This is a genomic window from Nostoc sp. ChiQUE02, from assembly GCF_034531305.2.
In the GTDB taxonomy this organism is placed as follows: Bacteria; Cyanobacteriota; Cyanobacteriia; order Cyanobacteriales; family Nostocaceae; genus Nostoc.
This window is the reverse complement of the sequence record NZ_JAVRBN020000004.1, coordinates 1-17,070: the sequence shown is the minus strand read 5'-3', so window position 1 is coordinate 17,070 and position 17,070 is coordinate 1. Positions and strand designations below refer to the sequence as shown.

Sequence of the window (17,070 nt, the reverse complement as noted above, 5' to 3'; positions counted from 1 at the left end):
AATAAAATAAAAAATGGCTAACAACGAAGAATCACGTGGTTTAAAGTCTCTATTTGATTGGTTTGCAAATCGGCGGAAATCAGGATCTACCAGCCTCGAACGCCAAGAACGGGAAATTGCCGATGGTCTGTGGCATAAATGTTCTAAGTGTGGCGTGTTGGCATATACCAAAGACCTGAAAGCAAATCAAATGGTTTGTGTCGAATGTGGCCATCACAATCGGGTAGACAGCGATGAGCGCATCCGTCAATTGATAGATCATAATACCTGGAAACCGCTAGACGAGCATTTGCGTCCAACCGATCCGCTGGAATTTCGCGATCGCAAACTCTACAGCGATCGCTTGCGGGAAACACAAGATAAAATTGGCTTAATAGACGCGGTTAGAACTGGTTTAGGTCAAATCAATGGTTTGCCCATTGCCCTTGGGGTTATGGACTTCCGTTTTATGGGTGGTAGTATGGGTTCGGTCGTGGGAGAAAGACTCACCCGAATGATTGAGCAAGCCACTCAACGGCGGTATCCTGTAGTTATCGTCTGCACCTCCGGTGGCGCGAGAATGCAAGAAGGAATGCTCTCCCTGATGCAGATGGCGAAAATTTCCGCAGCCCTACAGCGCCATAAAGACGCCCGACTATTATATATTCCCGTTTTGACCAATCCCACCACGGGCGGCGTTACCGCTAGTTTTGCAATGTTGGGCGATCTCATTTTGGCAGAACCCAAGGCAACCATTGGTTTTGCAGGTCGGCGAGTGATTGAGCAAACTCTACGGGAAAAACTACCCGAGAATTTCCAGACTGCTGAAGATTTGCTCCAGCACGGTTTTGTTGATGATATCGTACCCCGTACCCAATTAAAGAACACCCTAGCCCAGCTGATTGCCCTACACCAGCCTGTATTAACAACACCTCACATGGTGTTGTGGGAAACAATGTCCTTGACTTCTAGCGCCGCAGAATAGAGCAACTGCCGTGGAGCAGAGGGAGCAGGGGAAGCAGGGGAGGCAGTGCGGTCTTGGGGTTTCCCCAAGTAGAGCAACTGCCGTGGAGCAGGGGGAGATAAAGGAGAAAAACTACTTCATCCCCCTATCTTTCTCATCCTCTGCGTGGCTCTTGGAGAAACATGAGTGGAACAAGTGCTGCTAGTCGAAATAGACTAGAGAGGGCGAACAAGCCCAATAAGCCTCCAAACTGAGCAAATTGCACGATGAAGCTGCCTATAGTTGCGCCTAAAGCACCACTCGCTCCAGCAACGGCAGCTGCGATCGCAAAATAGATAGACTGATTTTTAATTGGTGCGATCGCCAATTGTATATTGTTGTTGCACAAGTCAATCGCCGCCCAAGTACTTCCAAGCAAGATGTGTAACAGGGGTAACCACAACCAGATGTCAAGGTGATTAACACCAATCCCCAGCCAAAGCAGTGGTGTGGCTGCAACCAAAATTCCAACACAGATGAGGATGGGACGATTGCCTATCTTGTCTGCTAATTTTCCCCACAGGATGAGCATCAGCAAAGTCGCCCCCGCCTGAAGGCTGTTGTAGATAGTCACGTAGCTCACGTCTAAATCCAGCGTGTCGAGCATATAGAGGTTAAAAAAAGGACTGCTGAGGTTAACAGCAAGCGTCCAGAAGCTGAAATACAGCAGAAATCTCAAAAAGTTAGAGTTTTTCCAGATGCTGTTATCTGATTGGTTTTGTGGAGTAGGTATATATGGTTGACAATTTGATTCAGGTAGAGTATTTACTTCATCTTTTGCAACCTCTGCCTGAATCTCACCTGTTTGAGGTAATTTGCCAGAACAAGTGTTTTGCGATCGCGGATTCATATCTACCTGGAAATATTGACACCCTAATCCCACAATCCCAAACACAATGCCTATCAGTAGAACTACCCCATAACCTTGTAGAGATCCCCCATACCAATGTGATACAACTAGACCGGCCATTGGTACACAAACCAAATTAGTTAGACTAGCGGCACTATTGCGTGTTCCAAAATACCTGCCTCGCAATCGTCGGGGAACAATCATTGCCACCCAACTTAGCCACGATGCGGTTCCTAGTCCTCCCAAAAGATTGCTGAATAGAACAATCAAGAGTGTCAATATCACTAACTGGTGAGTATTAAACACTCCCCAGCTGACGCTTGCAATACCTATTACTAAAACCAGCCATAGCAACCGACCAATTCCGTGTGTCCGAAGAGAATATTGAAAGCGGCTGGTGCTGCGTTCAGACAAGTAAGCACCCAACGGCTGAATGAGATTGACCAACATTGGGATAGAAGACAGCATCCCAAATACCACTGGACTAGCACCCAATTCCACCAAGAAATTGCTGAGTAAAATCCCGCCAGTTCCAAGAGAGTAAACCGCTGCTAAGACAGAATCCGCAGTCGAAGCTTTTAAACTAGTGCGAATAGTATCCTTAGGAATTCGAGAGTTTGGAGAAATTGTTGTGAGTGATGAGGCAATCTGGGTAAATTCCAGAGTCAGTGGCGCAGTTGTTTCAACCTGAACAGAATCCATAATCTATGTTTATGGGTGAAGTATCCTGGGAGAAATCCGGTTGTAAAGGAACTCAGTATGCTTTAATTAGCATTCCTGATAATTTTTCGTTATTTTAGCTTGCAATTTTCAACCAAAATTTCAAATAAGTAAAATCTCACTCATTAATAACACAAGGTAAAAGTAAGAATAGAGAGACTATTATTTATCTGTGATCAATAAAGTATTATTTAATTTTTTGGGATTGGTGATGGCGATCGCGATCGCTATTATTGCTTGTCGAAGCCTACAATTGCCAAGCAAACCGTTAGCATCTACCGCAGTCACCATCAAACTTAGTGGATGGGGAGGCTCTCCCGTTGAGCAAAAACTCTTGAGACAAGTATTGCAAGATTTTGAGGCACAATATCCAACTATTAAGGTCAAATATGAGGTAATTTCCGACCAATACATGGATGTAATCAAAACTCGTTTAGTGGGGGAAGCCGCGCCCGATGTTTTTTATCTGGATGCGCTGGAAGCTCCTTTCTTGATGAGTCAGAATGTCCTAGAACCGTTAGAAAGTTACATCACCCCCGAATTTGACCTTGCGGACTTCGAGGATACCTTACTTGACAGTTTCAAATACCAAAATCAGATTTACGGTCTTCCCAAAGACTATTCCACCCTTGCCCTGTTTTATAACAAAAAAGCCTTCGCTGCCGCAGGCTTGAGTAGTCCGCCAGCAACTTGGGATGAATTACGTAACTACTCGAAACAATTGACAGGCAAACTTAACAAATACGGCTTTGGAGAAATTCCTGAATTGGCGCGTCAAGCTTATAAAATTAAAGCCTTTGATGGACAACTCGTAGATCGAAATGGTTATGCTACCTTTGCCAGTGAAGCAGGTTTACAGGGTTTAGAGTTGGTGATAGACCAGTATCAAAAAGACCGTTCCTCTGCCCAAAAATCTGATGTGGGGACAAACTCAGGTAGTGAAATGTTTGGTCAGAGTAAAGTAGCAATGGTAATTGAAGGTAACTGGGCAATTCCTTACTTAACTGAAACCTTTCCTCAAGTAGAGTTTGCTACCGCACCAGTGCCTACTATTAATGACAAAAAAGGCACGATGGTATTTACAGTTGCCTACGTAATGAATAAGCAAGCACAACACAAAGCCGAAGCCTGGGAGTTGATTTCTTATCTCACAGGTAAAGAAGGAATGCAAAAGTGGACAGGAACAGGGTTTGCTTTGCCAACACGTAAATCAGTAGCAAAGAATTTGGGTTATGACCAAGACCCACTGCGATCGCCATTAGTGTCGGGAGTTAATTATGCTACACCGTGGCAGGTAGGTCAGTATCCAAGTGCGATCGTCAATAATTTTGATAACCAGTTTGTCAGCGCCTTGTTGGGACAACAACCATTAAAACAAGCAATGCTGAAGGCAGAGAATGAAGCTAATCAGCAAATTAAGGCGATGGAGTGAGTAATCTTTCTTACCTCTACCAAATCACTTCTGAGTAGAAATTTCCTATCTCTTTATCAGATGTAATTATTCCAGCTTGATTATTTCTGGCTAGTGCGACGACAACTCGATCTACCGGATCTCGATGACCCCATTCTAAATTGACACTTTCCATCCAAATATTTTCATCAATGGGTACAATCTGAACGGTACTAGACTTTTTCAGTCTTACTACGTACTCGTTAAGATTGACTCCTAAATCTAGTTTTTTATTTTTGATTTTTATCGCAATTTCCCATATAGCTATGGAAGGGACAAGACCATTTTTATCCCTTTCCATGTAGTTGCACGCTTCTTTGGCTTGTTCAGAAAGTCTGGCTGGATCTAAACTCCACCAGATTAGGGCACAAGTGTCGAGGACTATCTTCACAATTGTGTCCATTCCTCAGTAGTTGGTGTAGTTAAATCCTCAAAATACTTCACTTTACCGCGTATTTCCCCAAATAACTCCTCTGTTGAAGGTGCTTGTGCGTATTTGGAAATTTTTACAACTGGCTTACCGCGATCGGTAACTACAATTTCTTCTCCTTCTGACTCTACAAGTCGTAAGAACTCAAGAAGTTGAGATTTGAGTTTACTTTTGGAAATTGATTTCATAATAACCGTAGTCATGACTATAGTCATATTCTAATAGGACATAGCATGAACTATTACTCAATATTTACTGGCTATGACTACGTATACTTGTTTAAAAGGTAAAAATATTAACCCTATGAGTACAATTTCTGCCATTGAAAACTTTATTTCATTCCGTGGTCATCAGGTATGGTATAGCATTGTCAAACCAGATCGAGAAGATTCTGGTAAGCTACCGCTGCTGTGTCTTCACGGAGGTCCAGGAGTACCCCACGACTACTTAGAACCATTAGAAGCGTTGGCTTCGCCACAACCGGACGCAGGGTGATTTTTTACGATCAATTAGGGTGTGGTAATAGCGATCGCTCCACAGACCCCAACTTATATTCCATAGATTTGTTCCAAGAAGAACTCTATTTTTGAATCGTGTCGAAGCCCATCCCGATGGATCTAGTTCTTACTCTTGAGACTCTATCTTTTGGATAAACTTCTGAATTGCTTGTAAATACGAGTTACTTCCAGGTTGATAAATTTGGACATGTTTTCCTTTTGGAATTAATAAAAGTTGTTTGGGTTCAAGGGCAGCATTATATAACTGCTGACTCATGTAGGATGGAACAATGCTGTCATCAGTTCCATGAATAAATAAAACGGGAAGACGTAGAGAACGAACTTTAGAAAGAGAATCAAACTTTTGTGTTAGCAGCAAATCGATGGGAAATATCCGTAACCAATCTCTATATTTGATTTGCTCTGCCATTGATGTAAAGGAGCTTTGCACAATTAATCCACTAGCTTCTGGATGTTTTACTGCCAAATCTATAGCAACTGCTCCCCCCATTGATTCGCCGTAAATAACAATTTTATCAGGAGGTATTTGTTGGATTTTTACTAAATAATTCCAGGCTATTTGACTATCTTGATAAAGCTGAGACTCACTGGGAAAATTCCCATTACTACTACCAAAACCTCGGTAGTCAATCACTAACACAGAAAACCCCAGCTGTCGCATTGCTTGAAGTCTGCCTATATAATTGTAATAACCTTTATTATTAGCAGCACCACAAAAGTATAAAAATGTTTTAGGTGATTTTAAAATTTTTACAGGTTCATTTGGAATTAAAGAAACTTTCTCTTTTGGTAATGGTGCTGGAATCCACCAGCCATGTATATATTCATTAGACTTAGTAATAGGTAAACGCACATCTTTGTAAGGAAGAAGAAAGTCGGGTGAACTAGGTAGCGTTAAGATTTGTGGAATAGGGCGAAATATTAAATAACGCTGCCGAATAAACAAAAATAGACAAGTTGAAATGTAGGCGATCGCTATTACTCCTATGCTTGTTAGCAAGAGTTTTCGAGGATGAAAATATCGCATGTTCCTAAAGTTATTTTTCCAACACTGCTAAAAGGTGCGATGTCTACGACAGGCTACGCCTACGCCATTTTTATTAGCCCATTGCTAATACAATCCCCATTCTAATTTCAGAGTTTCTAACTTAGGATTTTTCACACTCATTCTCCTACATTCTTCCAAAAAATCTTTGACTTGTTCTTCGTTAAGGCTTAAACCACCATCTTGTAGATTATTGATGTAAGTAATAACATCTGAAGTTGTTAAAGCCGAACTTATTTCTTCTAGAAGAATAGCATTTCTAACTTCTCGACAAACCAACTCAATATCTGATGAAGTAAATCTCCCACTTTTATCTGCTAGAATTTCAAAGTTGACTAGCTGATTCATATCAATTTTTGACAGGTAGTGCTTGAATAAATCTATTCTCTCTGCTTGAGCAGGTGGAAAAACAGGAATCTTCCAATCTAATCTACCAGAACGTTTCAAAGCACTATCAATACCACTCAAATAATTAGTAGCAGCAATGACAATTACATCACTATTTTGAAGATTGTTTAGTTCTATGAGTAATTGGTTGATGGTTGCTTTTTGGTCTGTGTGTGCGTTGTCTTCATTACGATTAAACCCAATACTGTCTAACTCATCAATGAATAAAAGCGAAGGAGATTTTTTCTTAGCTTGAGCAAAGATATCTCGAATATTTTTTTGACTTTGCCCTATCCAAACACTGACAATATCAGCAGGAGAGAACTTAAAGAAATATCTCCCAGACTCATTAGCAAAGGCATTTGCCAATAGAGTTTTACCGCATCCCGGTAAACCGTAGAAAAGAATTCCACCAATTGAACCCTTATGTCCTTTAGATTGCAGCTTCAGGAGTCTAGTTAGTTTTTCTTTTTCTTCATTTAGCCCTTTTACTTGGCTAAAGTCAAGTTTAACTTCCTTGATGCGGTTAGTAATTGGATATACTTGTACTAAATTAGGTTTTTTAGCCACATACTCAAAAGATGGATAGTTGATAGAGTCAAACGATACTGGAATTAATTGGTGTTTTTCATAATCAGGAACCATGATTACAACCTGGAAGCGATCGCCATAATATCCAGAAAACTTATATTCTAATATTTCCTTAGCTTTTTTCAGTTGGTAATAGTTACGTGCTATCTCAAAACCGGGAATTACCAACCAAAGACTTTCTAGTTGATTTGGCCATACTTTTGATTTTCTCAAAACTCTTTTAATTGAATCTAAAAAGAGATTATTATCCTGAAATTCTTGGTATTTTAGAGTTTCTATCTCAACCACGACCTGATTTTTTACATAGACTTCTATGATTTCACTTTGGTACTCTTCATCATCATCTGATGTATCTTCATCTGTTGTTTCCTCATCTCTGGTAGTTAACTCAACTTCACAGCCGATATTAGACAATCCATATCCTAGACTTTCCAACATTTTAATAGCGAAATACTTGAGGTATATATATTCTTTACTTTCCTGCTGCCACTTCAGAGTGTAAAAAAGTTCAGCTTTCATCTTCAGCAATAACTGTGATTCAGCCTGGATTTGAGCCTTTTGCAATTCTAGAAAGTAATCTTGCAAAGATGCATCATCTTCCTCTATTTCATAATATGGAAGTTCCAGCAGTAGACGGAAATGGGCGTATACTTCCTCTTTATCTTGAATAGAGGCTTCGTTTGGATATTTACACCTGAGAGTAAAAGTAAAAGGAATTTTACTGGCAACTCTATCTACCAAATATCCTAAAGCATCTTCTTGCTGATGAGCTTGAATTTCTAATACCGATGGACAATGAAATAAAATAAAAAACTGTTCAGAATTATATTTATTGGCATATAGAGATATCTGTTCAAATTGCTGATCGAATTTTTCAGAATCAAGCAACTCTAAACCAGTGTTGCCAAGTATAATACTGGCCATCGTTGAGCGATAAAACTGAAAAATACTCGCATCAGAGATAGGATTTTCTTGTTCATCTTCACAATCTTGATCTGAGGCAATACTTGTAGGAATTTTCCTAGTGGCAGCTTTAGGTATACTATTATAACCTCCATACTGATATTTTCTAATTAATTCATAATTAAAGATTTTGACAACAATATCAGAGAAGAAATCTTCTACTTGTGGAATCAAAAAAATCCCTACTGGCTGATGAGAATCTAAACATGCTTGGAATCGTTCATATTCTTGTTCAGAGCCAAAATCAAACAAGTAGTAGAAAAAATCATGCTTGACTGAAATTGCCTCTCTTAATTGGGCTGAAATTGATTGAGATTCAGCGACTTGATTTATTGGTTCTACACCTTTAATAGAAATAGCTATTTTTGTATCTAACGGAATATACAAATCCAATCGAGGATTTGCACAAAGGCCAATTTCATCAAGAGCAGTATTAAAATTATCTATGAATGATTGACTTCTACGCTGGTAGCCAAACTGTTCTATGATAGTTTTAACCCGTAGGCTTTTTTGAGTTTTACCAGTTCTCTGGAGTTTACTTTTAATCGAACGTAAGTAGGCTGTATATGACATTTTGTCTCCTATTGCTTGAGTTGAGTTAATTAGCATCCCCAAGGAAACTAAACACTAAATATATAGTTCCCTAAGTTACATATCCAGCTAACTCACACAAGCGATATCTTTTAACTCGCTGCTTTGAGCTACGCTTTCCAAAGATAGAGACTCATTTAATAAGGTTAAATATTTTTTTACAGGAGTACGATAAATAATCATGCACAACTCATCGCTACAGTCGGGTTAGTGCGGGATTAAGCGGAGGTTCAGTAGTGTTTGAAATCAACAGGCGACGGAGTAATCCCAGGTGGAACATCACCGAAGACTTGGCTGGGTATATGTTTATCATGCCCACCATTCTAGTTTTGGGGACTTTTGTAGTTTTACCCATTCTCTACGCCGTTTTTCTTTCCTTGCAAAAAGTTCAACTTCTTGGCGGTATTGAGTACGAATTCATCGGTTTTCGGAACTTCACGCGATTGGTTGAGGATGAACGCGTTTGGATTGCTTTGAAAAACACCGCAGAATATGTAGCTATTGTTGTGCCAACTCAAACTACCCTAGCTTTAATTTTGGCGGTAACTCTGAACTCTGGAATTCGCGGTAAAAACTGGTGGCGCATCCTCTACTTTTTGCCCACAGTCACTTCTTCAGCAGTGCTAACGCTCATCTTCATGTGGATTTATAACACTGATGGGCTACTAAACGATTTTCTCGCTTTTGTGGGGCTACCTACTTATAACTGGTTGGGCGATCCAGCAGTTGCGCTCAAAGGCATTATGATCATGAACATTTGGTCAACTGCGCCGTTTTTTATGGTGATTTATCTGGCGGCGTTGCAAGATATACCCCAAACACTTTACGAGGCCGCGGAACTCGATGGTGCAAATGGGTGGCAGCAATTTATCCGCATTACTCTTCCCTTGCTTAAGCCTGTAACCTTCTTTGTGGCGACAGTAGGGGTAATTGGCACTTTTCAACTTTTTGACCAGTCTTACATCTTCTCTGGCGGTACTGGCGGACCAAACAACGCTACCTTAACTGTGGTGCTGCTAATTTACCAAGCTGTGTTTCGGAATTTACAAATGGGATATGCAGCTGCGATCGCATTTCTGTTAGCAGCAGTCATCATTGCCATCACTTTGATTCAGCGGCGACTTTTCGGAGGCGAACGGATTTGACTAACATCTTTGGCTTATCCTGGCTCAAAGTCTTGTTATATCTCTTGCTGACACTCTATGCCATCATTACCTTAATTCCCTTTCTCTGGGCACTTTCAGCATCATTTAAGCCGCTAACAGAGATTGTCGGCGGTGAACCCAATTTTCTCCCCAAGAATTTTACTCTCGATAACTACAGGCAAATCTTTCTCCAAGAACCGCTGTTTTGGCGCTGGTTGTTCAATAGTGTGGCGATCGCTGTCAGTGTCACGCTTTTAAACTTATTGTTAAATTCAATGGCTGGTTATGCCTTGGCAAGACTGCGCTTTGTGGGCAAGCGCTTTTGGTTCTTCCTAATTTTGGCTGTGCTGGCAGTACCGACGCAAATCACCCTAATTCCCACATTTTTGATTTTAAAAGCGATCGGCTGGCTGAATTCTTACCAAGGCATGATTATTCCTAGCATGGTCAATGCCACTTTTATCTTCATGATGCGGCAGTTTTTCGTTAATTTTCCTAAAGAACTAGAAGAAGCAGCACAACTCGATGGCTTAAATACCTTTGGAATTTTTCGACATATTGTCTTACCTTTAGCAAAACCAGCACTAGCAGCGCAGGCAGTTTTTGTATTCATGGGGAGTTGGAATAATTTTTTACTGCCTGTAGTTATCCTATTTGATCCAGAAATGTTTACCCTCCCCTTAGGGCTGAACACCTTCAAAGGTCAATATATCAGCTACTGGAACTACATTATGGCAGCTTCTATGGTCTTTACCCTACCAGCTTTAGGTATTTACGCCTTTTTTAACCGTTACTTTATTCAAAGCGTTACATTTACCGGGGGAAAGGGTTAATAGTCATTAGTCATTAGTCAAGAGTTAAAAATTCTTCCCCGGCTCCCCCTCCCGATCCCAAACCATATTTTGGGCAACAAATTGCACTCCTAACGTGATATTGGTATTACAGCGACTCAATCTCTATCAGTAAACAAGCATTATGGGTTTTGCAGACCTATCGATCGCAGAGATAGCAGCCGACTACAGCATTCCTGTAGAAAAAGTGTTTTCTCTGTGCAACCAACTGGGAATCGCCTACAAACACCAAAAGACCCGTTTGGCGTTAGAAGATGCAAAGGCAATTATTTCCCAAATATCGTCTGAAATACGCCCAAAAGGGACTAGGGACTTAGTGGGTGATCACGAAGTTACCTGAAGGGTTATCTCGGAGCTTTGGCTAATCACTGATAGCTAATGATAAAAAACAATGAGTCATTAGCAATTAGCAGCTTGGAGATTGAGAATCGCTTTTTTAGCTGTGTTGAGCGTCATAAATTTTTAAGGGGAAACATGTTTAGAAGACTAATTGGCGTTGTTGTGGTTACTGTTTTTCTCTCGTTTCAGTTGATTGTTGGTAGCGCGACAGCAGTGGAACTGGATAAAGCTACCCGGACAGTGCCATTAAATGCTCAAGGTGAGACTACCGTACTCAGCCTTAAACAAGTCAAAGAAGGCAAACGCTTATTCAATTACGCTTGCGCCCAATGTCATGCTGGAGGAGTTACCAAGACAAACCAGAACGTGGGACTCACTCCAGACGACCTGGCACTGGCAACACCCAACCGTAATAATGTTGAAGGCTTGGTGGACTACCTAAAAAATCCCACTACTTACGATGGGGAAGAAGAAATTTCCGAAATACACCCCAGTATCAAAAGCGCAGATATTTTCACAGCAATGCGAAATCTGACGGATGATGACTTGGAGGCGATCGCCGGTCATATTCTCTTACAACCCAAAATCGTTGGCACTAAGTGGGGAGGCGGAAAAATCTATTACTAAATCCCGGAATTAGTATTGGGTACTGGATAATGGGTACTGGGGATTGGGGATTGAAAAAAATTCAGTCCCTAGTCTCTAGTGCCCAATCCCTAATTTTCAGCAAAGTTTAGCTGCTTCCGTTCTTACCGCAGCACAAAATGTTCCTGTTTAAGCACAAAAACTTTTTGAAAAACCACAATATTTCTAAAGAAAAAATAAAAATCTCTTATTTTCCTGTTTACCTTTATTCACAGGCTTTTTGGGCTATAGCAGTATAGTATTTATTACTGATTACACAGCTTTTTGCAATAAATTACTCGCCATTCTTAAAAAAAAAATTGTATCTATGACAGATTGTCATATTTGGTGTTGATTTTATTTAAAATGAGAAAAGGAAAAAAATTATTTGTTAGGAGAGAGCCATGAAATTGATTTCAGCAAGCTGGCGACGCCTTGGTTTAGCTGTGTTGACTATCCTTTTAGTTGTTAGCAGCTTTGCTGTTTTTACTCCCAGTGCTTCGGCTGAAACCTACCAGGTGAAATTGGGTAGTGATAAAGGAATGCTGGCATTTGAACCGAAAAAGTTGACCATCAAACCAGGCGATACGGTTGAATGGGTGAACAATAAAGTTCCTCCCCATAATGTTGTGTTTGATCCTGCCAAAAACCCCGCTAAGAGCGCTGATTTAGCAAAATCTCTGTCTCATAAGAAGTTGCTCATGAGTCCTGGTCAAAAGGAAACAACCACCTTTGCAGCAGACGCACCTGCTGGTGACTACACCTTCTACTGTGAACCTCATCGTGGTGCTGGCATGATTGGTACAATCACTGTCCAATAGCTAGAAACACCAGCGTTTGACACGAGATGATTACTCAGTGAAATTAGCTCATCGCCACACGCTACACTCCTAGAGCAACGCACAAAATACACAAATGGCGGTAACGAGTCCTATCCTTCCCTAAGACGCTAAACAATCTGTGGCGATGGAGGAGTGAACTGGTTACCGCCAATTTTGATCAAATTTGACTTAATCGGGGATTAATCGCGTTTATACTCTTGCTGGAGGCTTGTTGCGAGGAAATTCTGTTGAGAATACTTTTATTAATCTTACTGTCGGCGATCGCTTTATTCAAATTGACATTCATTAGTCCAGCACTAGCTGCCGAAATATCCAATGGGGCTAAAATTTTTGAGGCTAACTGCGCTTCTTGCCATATAGGTGGCGGTAACATCCTTATTAGCCAGAAAACCTTGAAAAAGGAAGCATTGTCAAAGTATCTAGAAAATTATAATAGCGACTCAATCGAGGCGATTATCCACCAAGTCCAAAATGGGAAAAATGCCATGCCTGCCTTTAAAGGCAAGTTAAGTCCTGAGGAGATTCTCGAGGTAGCTGCTTACGTTTTTCAGAATGCAGAACAAGGCTGGTAAAGTAGCTGTACCGTGTACTTATTGTGGAATAAGCATCTCGCCAGTAATTAAAGGCGGGTGAGACGCCCACTTCACAACATCGGAGAATTTATTTGTTGGAAATACCTAAGTGTATTTATTAGGTATAACCTTCTAACGAAGTTCAAAGTTAGTTATATATAAATATGACGAACTAGCGATCGCCAGCTCGTCAACTTCTAAAAAGTATATTTTAAATATGAATGATAAATTCAGAGTTTTTATCATTCATAGCTTTTAGTCTATTCTTAATCCAAAATAACCAGCGGGTAATTATTTTTCTGGATTAGACTTTTGTCTGTTTTCCTTTACTTCGCGCAAACGCTCTACTAATTTTTCATCCGATTCCGCAGAGGCTGTAGGCTGACTCTTATTGACTCTTTGCAGCAATAATGGTTTAGAAGTAGTAGCTGCCGATGAAGGTGTAAGCTGGTTATTTCTGATTCGCAGTTCAGGCAATGGTTTAGAAGTAACTGCTGGTGAGGACGTAGGTAGATTGCTATTGACTCCCGGTGTAGATAATGGTTTTAGAGTACCTGTCGGTAAGGACGCAGGTTGGTTATTTCTGATTCGCTGTTCAGATAATGGTTTGGGAGTAGCTGTCGGTGAGAACTTAAGCTGATTGCCATTGACTCCTGGTGCAGCTAATGGTTTTAGAGTACCTGTCGATGAAGGCGTAGGCTGGTTATTTCTGATTCGCAGTTCAGGAAATGGTTTAGAAGTAGCTGCTGGTGAAGGGTTAAGCTGATTGTTATTGATTCCCGGTGTAGATAATTGAGTAGTTCCAGTGGTGTTGCTAGTGTTGTTTTGGAAACGTAGGTTAAATGGATAGGAACTAATCTGTTTATCTCCCTTAGGGGATTGCTTGTTAAAGTATTCCCTTGCTTCTGATTGCAATTCACGGGAAACTAACTTGTCTTGAAACTTGATATCTAAGACCTTACCATCAGGATCTACGACTAATACACCCAAAACAGAGCCTTCAAGATTCGGCTTATCCGTGGGTAATGTTTGACGGATGACTGGTTTTTGTTCAGCGTTGGGGTATTGTTGCTGGACTTCTTTTCTCAGGTTTGCGTAGGAGTCGAGCTGGGCAATCGCTAATTCAGTTCCTTTAGCAGATAAATCGGGTGTCTTGGGCGTGGTGTCACTAATTAGGGTTAAGCTATCCCCAGTTCTTGGAGGTTGTTTTAGAGAATTTATCAGCGGGTTTTGAGCAATTCTAGACGCATCATTAACCGATGGCGTCATCTGTGGTGTCGTATTTCCCTGTGCTGTTGTAATGGGGCTAGTGTCAGATAGATTCGGCGGTTGAGCAGTCCGCAAAATATCATCAGGTATTTGCTGCGACTGCAATTCTGGCAATCTATTTACAGCCAGCGGCTTAGGTGCTTCGTATTTGGTGTCATTGACATTCACACGAGGGACTGATGGAGTGAATCTGGCCCTGGTATTGAATTTAGAACTGTCAAATTTAGAGGCATCAAATCGCAAATTATCACTGGTAATCATCCGCAAAGACTGCCTTGTAGGCAAGGATGAGACCCGATAGTTATTTGATGATGGAGGTAGCGGAGGCAGTACTAGTTGACTGGATGGCGCTGGTGCCAATGGGGGCAATACAGTTTGGGCGCTAAAGTTGGGAGCCGAAAGTGGCGCTACTGGAGGAAGTTGTTGTAAACCAAGTTGGGGCGTGCTTTGCGGCAAACGGCTTTGATCGGCTTGGCTCAATTCCAAAAGTCCGACTGTTTTGGATGATGCTGTATCTTTGGGTTTGCTAGAATCCATAGGCATCAAGGGCACAATCATTGCGATCGCACCGTGGATACCAAGAGAAGCTATAGCTGCTATCCCAATTGGCTGGCTTAAGAGTTCTGGTATATTTTTAAACAGGGAGACGTAAGACATAGCTGTTATCGTTCACTCGGCTCAGTTGCAGTTGACTAGCGATTTTCTCTTTTTGACTATATTGCAATATCTTGCAATATATGCGTCCCTCTAAGGAAATAATAACTTCCTCTGCTGGCAATCAAAACGCCAAAATTGCCGCTTATTTCAGTTTTTAATTGATCAATGACGCTGTATCATGTATTCCAATTTGAGCTTCCTAAAGAGATATTTGAAAAATTACTACTTTTGATTTCTTATTGTTATGACGCACACAATTAAAATTAATATCTGGGATATTTATAAAGTTTCAGTGAACGCACAAGTTTGAGTACATCACAACATCTGCTGAAGTTGCCTTGTTTTTTCGACTGTTTTTCAGTCAACTACGCTTCTGTAACAGATGGCACACTTGCTTGTCCGAAACTAGTCCCTATGTGAAAATACTACCACATTAGCAGTCCCTAAAACTGTTGCAAATTGTACAATTTTATTGACATTCTAGCCCTAAACCCCACCAAAGCTATTTGGGTTTTTATAAAAGGAGCCAGTCATGCGATCGCAATTCTAACTTTGACTTCTGACTACTTCTTCGTCAAAAAAGTTCAAATCTTCAACAATTATTGCATCCAAAATTTAAAATGCCGTTACCGATAGTTATTGTACCTGGATATCTAGAAAGCGCGATCGCTTACCGCCAACTAGAACAATCACTACAGCAGTTAGATTTTCCCACAGTTACAGTACCACTGCGACGGCGTGACTGGCTACCCACTATCGGAGGAAGACCTATAACGCCAATTCTGCAACAACTCGATCTTACGATTAAGCATACATTGCAGCAACATAATGCTACTCAAGTTAACTTGATTGGTCACTCAGCCGGAGGTTGGATATCCCGCATCTATATGGGAGAAAAGCCTTACTTGGCAAGAGGTAACGTTAAACCATCTCTCTGGGAAGCGCATCCCCTGATTGCTACTCTCATCACCTTGGGTACACCCCATATTAGTCAAGAACGCTGGACTCGCTCTAATTTGGATTTTGTCACCAATAACTACCCAGGAGCCTTTTACAAAAACGTTCGTTACGTTTGTGTGGCTGGCAAAACTATCTTTGGGGAAAGGCGGCCTGGTAGTTGGTTAGCTTACAGTAGTTATCAATTAACCTGTGGTAAGGGTAACACTTGGGGAGATGGAATCACACCCATTGAAGCTGCTCATTTGGAAGGGGCAGAAAATCTGGTGATTGAAGGTGTGAGGCATTCTCCGAGAAGTCCTGGGATTTGGTATGGTTCACCAGAACCTTTAAAAGCTTGGGTAGAATATTTGATTTAAAAAACTTTATTTTTCTCTGAGAAATACAATATTTATTAATATTTCTTAGCTAAAATTGTAATAAGAATAAATACCTAGTTAAGAACAGGAGGGGTGAGCTATGCAAAGCACCCAGTTCGATAGGATTTTGCGACGAGTAGCGACGATATTATCGGTCGTGATTCTGACTTTGTGCTTAATTTATGTCTCTACCGGGGTCTTGCTGTCTTTTTACTATGAACCGACAGCAGGCGGAGCTTATAACTCATTAAAGATGATTAATACACAACTGCCATACGGCTGGTTGTTTTGGAGAGCGCATGATATTGCTGGTAACGCGGTAATTGCGATCGCTCTCATTCAAATTGTGGTGATGTTTTTAGGTCGGCAATTTCGCAAGAGTTGGCTGGCTGCTTGGATTAGTGGGATTTTGTTGACCCTAAGTGCGATCGGGCTGGATTGGACAGCGATGATTTTAGATTGGACTCAGGAAGGATACTGGCGTTTTAGCATTGAGCTAGGAACAATCGAAGCCATTCCTTTGATTGGTGGGCAACTGCGCGACATCCTGACTGGTGGTGGAGCCATTAACACAATTACCGTCGAACACCTTTACACAATCCATAGTTATCTGATTTCGGTGGCGACGCTAATTCTTGCCATAGTTCATTTATCTGCTTTACTGTGGCAGGAATGGGAAATGTATCAAGAAGCGTCGATACCAAAAATTGATCGTTTGCAGCAACCGCCAGAAGGCGAATTTATTCCCTCCCAAAGCTAATAAATAGTTAAGAGTTAGGAATTCTTCCCCTGCTTCCTCTGCTTCCTCTGCCTCCCCTGCCTCCCCAAGATGAAGTCAAAAGTAAAAAGGCAAAAGGCAAAAGAGAACTGATGAAGTCTTGAAATTTAATTCTTAATTCTTTTCTTTTTACTTTTTACTTTTACCTTT

17 protein-coding genes are annotated in these 17,070 nt (G+C 41.0%); 11 read left to right on the top strand and 6 right to left on the bottom strand.

What is annotated here, in order from left to right:
* The first annotated feature begins 13 nt into the window (after nt 1-13).
* Nucleotides 14-964, top strand: coding sequence for an acetyl-CoA carboxylase, carboxyltransferase subunit beta (gene accD / locus RM347_RS05225; RefSeq protein ID WP_322718244.1), 951 nt, complete (start codon nt 14-16; stop codon nt 962-964).
* A 133-nt stretch (nt 965-1,097) separates the two neighbouring features.
* Here the strand turns inward: accD and RM347_RS05220 are convergent, their stop codons facing one another.
* Complete coding sequence (locus RM347_RS05220) at nt 1,098-2,534, bottom strand: MFS transporter (protein WP_322718245.1); 1,437 nt, start codon at nt 2,532-2,534, stop codon at nt 1,098-1,100.
* Nucleotides 2,535-2,763: 229 nt separating this feature from the next.
* On the opposite strand from RM347_RS05220, the gene RM347_RS05215 reads away from it, so the two are divergent.
* On the top strand, nt 2,764-3,984 hold the full coding sequence (locus tag RM347_RS05215) for an ABC transporter substrate-binding protein (RefSeq protein WP_416211893.1): 1,221 nt from the start codon (nt 2,764-2,766) through the stop codon (nt 3,982-3,984).
* A 16-nt stretch (nt 3,985-4,000) separates the two neighbouring features.
* Here RM347_RS05215 and RM347_RS05210 read toward each other — a convergent pair whose 3' ends face one another.
* Both RM347_RS05210 and RM347_RS05205 read right to left on the bottom strand, forming a co-directional pair.
* The gene (locus RM347_RS05210; RefSeq protein ID WP_322718246.1) at nt 4,001-4,393 is read right to left on the bottom strand and encodes a type II toxin-antitoxin system VapC family toxin; all 393 of its coding nucleotides are present in this window, start codon (nt 4,391-4,393) and stop codon (nt 4,001-4,003) included.
* Entirely contained in the window at nt 4,390-4,620 is a 231-nt protein-coding gene (locus RM347_RS05205) for a type II toxin-antitoxin system Phd/YefM family antitoxin (RefSeq protein ID WP_428850515.1), read from the bottom strand. Before RM347_RS05205 ends, RM347_RS05210 begins: the two co-directional genes overlap by 4 nt.
* A gap of 115 nt (nt 4,621-4,735) precedes the next feature.
* On the opposite strand from RM347_RS05205, the gene RM347_RS05200 reads away from it, so the two are divergent.
* Nucleotides 4,736-4,927, top strand: coding sequence for a hypothetical protein (locus tag RM347_RS05200; RefSeq protein WP_322718248.1), 192 nt, complete (start codon nt 4,736-4,738; stop codon nt 4,925-4,927).
* A 129-nt stretch (nt 4,928-5,056) separates the two neighbouring features.
* Here the strand turns inward: RM347_RS05200 and RM347_RS05195 are convergent, their stop codons facing one another.
* Together RM347_RS05195 and RM347_RS05190 are read right to left on the bottom strand one after the other, a co-directional pair.
* Nucleotides 5,057-5,977, bottom strand: coding sequence for an alpha/beta hydrolase (locus RM347_RS05195; RefSeq protein WP_428850514.1), 921 nt, complete (start codon nt 5,975-5,977; stop codon nt 5,057-5,059).
* 84 nt (nt 5,978-6,061) lie between these two features.
* Entirely contained in the window at nt 6,062-8,509 is a 2,448-nt protein-coding gene (locus tag RM347_RS05190; protein WP_322718250.1) for an ATP-binding protein, read from the bottom strand.
* Nucleotides 8,510-8,763: 254 nt separating this feature from the next.
* On the opposite strand from RM347_RS05190, the gene RM347_RS05185 reads away from it, so the two are divergent.
* From RM347_RS05185 to petJ, 6 genes are all read left to right on the top strand, one after another.
* Complete coding sequence (locus RM347_RS05185) at nt 8,764-9,672, top strand: carbohydrate ABC transporter permease (RefSeq protein ID WP_322718251.1); 909 nt, start codon at nt 8,764-8,766, stop codon at nt 9,670-9,672.
* Nucleotides 9,669-10,505 (top strand): carbohydrate ABC transporter permease, encoded by an 837-nt coding sequence (locus RM347_RS05180; protein WP_322718252.1) that lies wholly within the window; start codon nt 9,669-9,671, stop codon nt 10,503-10,505. The genes RM347_RS05185 and RM347_RS05180 overlap by 4 nt, the downstream gene beginning before the upstream one ends.
* A gap of 142 nt (nt 10,506-10,647) precedes the next feature.
* Complete coding sequence (locus RM347_RS05175) at nt 10,648-10,863, top strand: hypothetical protein (RefSeq protein WP_322718253.1); 216 nt, start codon at nt 10,648-10,650, stop codon at nt 10,861-10,863.
* A 134-nt stretch (nt 10,864-10,997) separates the two neighbouring features.
* A complete protein-coding gene (gene psbV, locus RM347_RS05170) occupies nt 10,998-11,489 on the top strand; it encodes a photosystem II cytochrome c-550 (protein ID WP_322718254.1) in 492 nt (163 codons plus the stop codon).
* Between the two features lie 401 nt (nt 11,490-11,890).
* The gene (petE, locus tag RM347_RS05165) at nt 11,891-12,307 is read left to right on the top strand and encodes a plastocyanin (RefSeq protein ID WP_322718255.1); all 417 of its coding nucleotides are present in this window, start codon (nt 11,891-11,893) and stop codon (nt 12,305-12,307) included.
* 248 nt (nt 12,308-12,555) lie between these two features.
* On the top strand, nt 12,556-12,900 hold the full coding sequence (gene petJ, locus RM347_RS05160; protein WP_322718256.1) for a cytochrome c6 PetJ: 345 nt from the start codon (nt 12,556-12,558) through the stop codon (nt 12,898-12,900).
* Nucleotides 12,901-13,191: 291 nt separating this feature from the next.
* On the opposite strand, the gene RM347_RS05155 is transcribed toward petJ, so the two are convergent.
* Nucleotides 13,192-14,826, bottom strand: coding sequence for a hypothetical protein (locus tag RM347_RS05155; protein ID WP_322718257.1), 1,635 nt, complete (start codon nt 14,824-14,826; stop codon nt 13,192-13,194).
* 620 nt (nt 14,827-15,446) lie between these two features.
* Here RM347_RS05155 and RM347_RS05150 point away from each other — a divergent pair.
* Nucleotides 15,447-16,142, top strand: coding sequence for an esterase/lipase family protein (locus tag RM347_RS05150; protein WP_322718258.1), 696 nt, complete (start codon nt 15,447-15,449; stop codon nt 16,140-16,142).
* A 100-nt stretch (nt 16,143-16,242) separates the two neighbouring features.
* Nucleotides 16,243-16,902 (top strand): cytochrome b N-terminal domain-containing protein, encoded by a 660-nt coding sequence (locus RM347_RS05145; RefSeq protein ID WP_322718259.1) that lies wholly within the window; start codon nt 16,243-16,245, stop codon nt 16,900-16,902.
* The last annotated feature ends 168 nt before the right edge of the window (nt 16,903-17,070 follow it).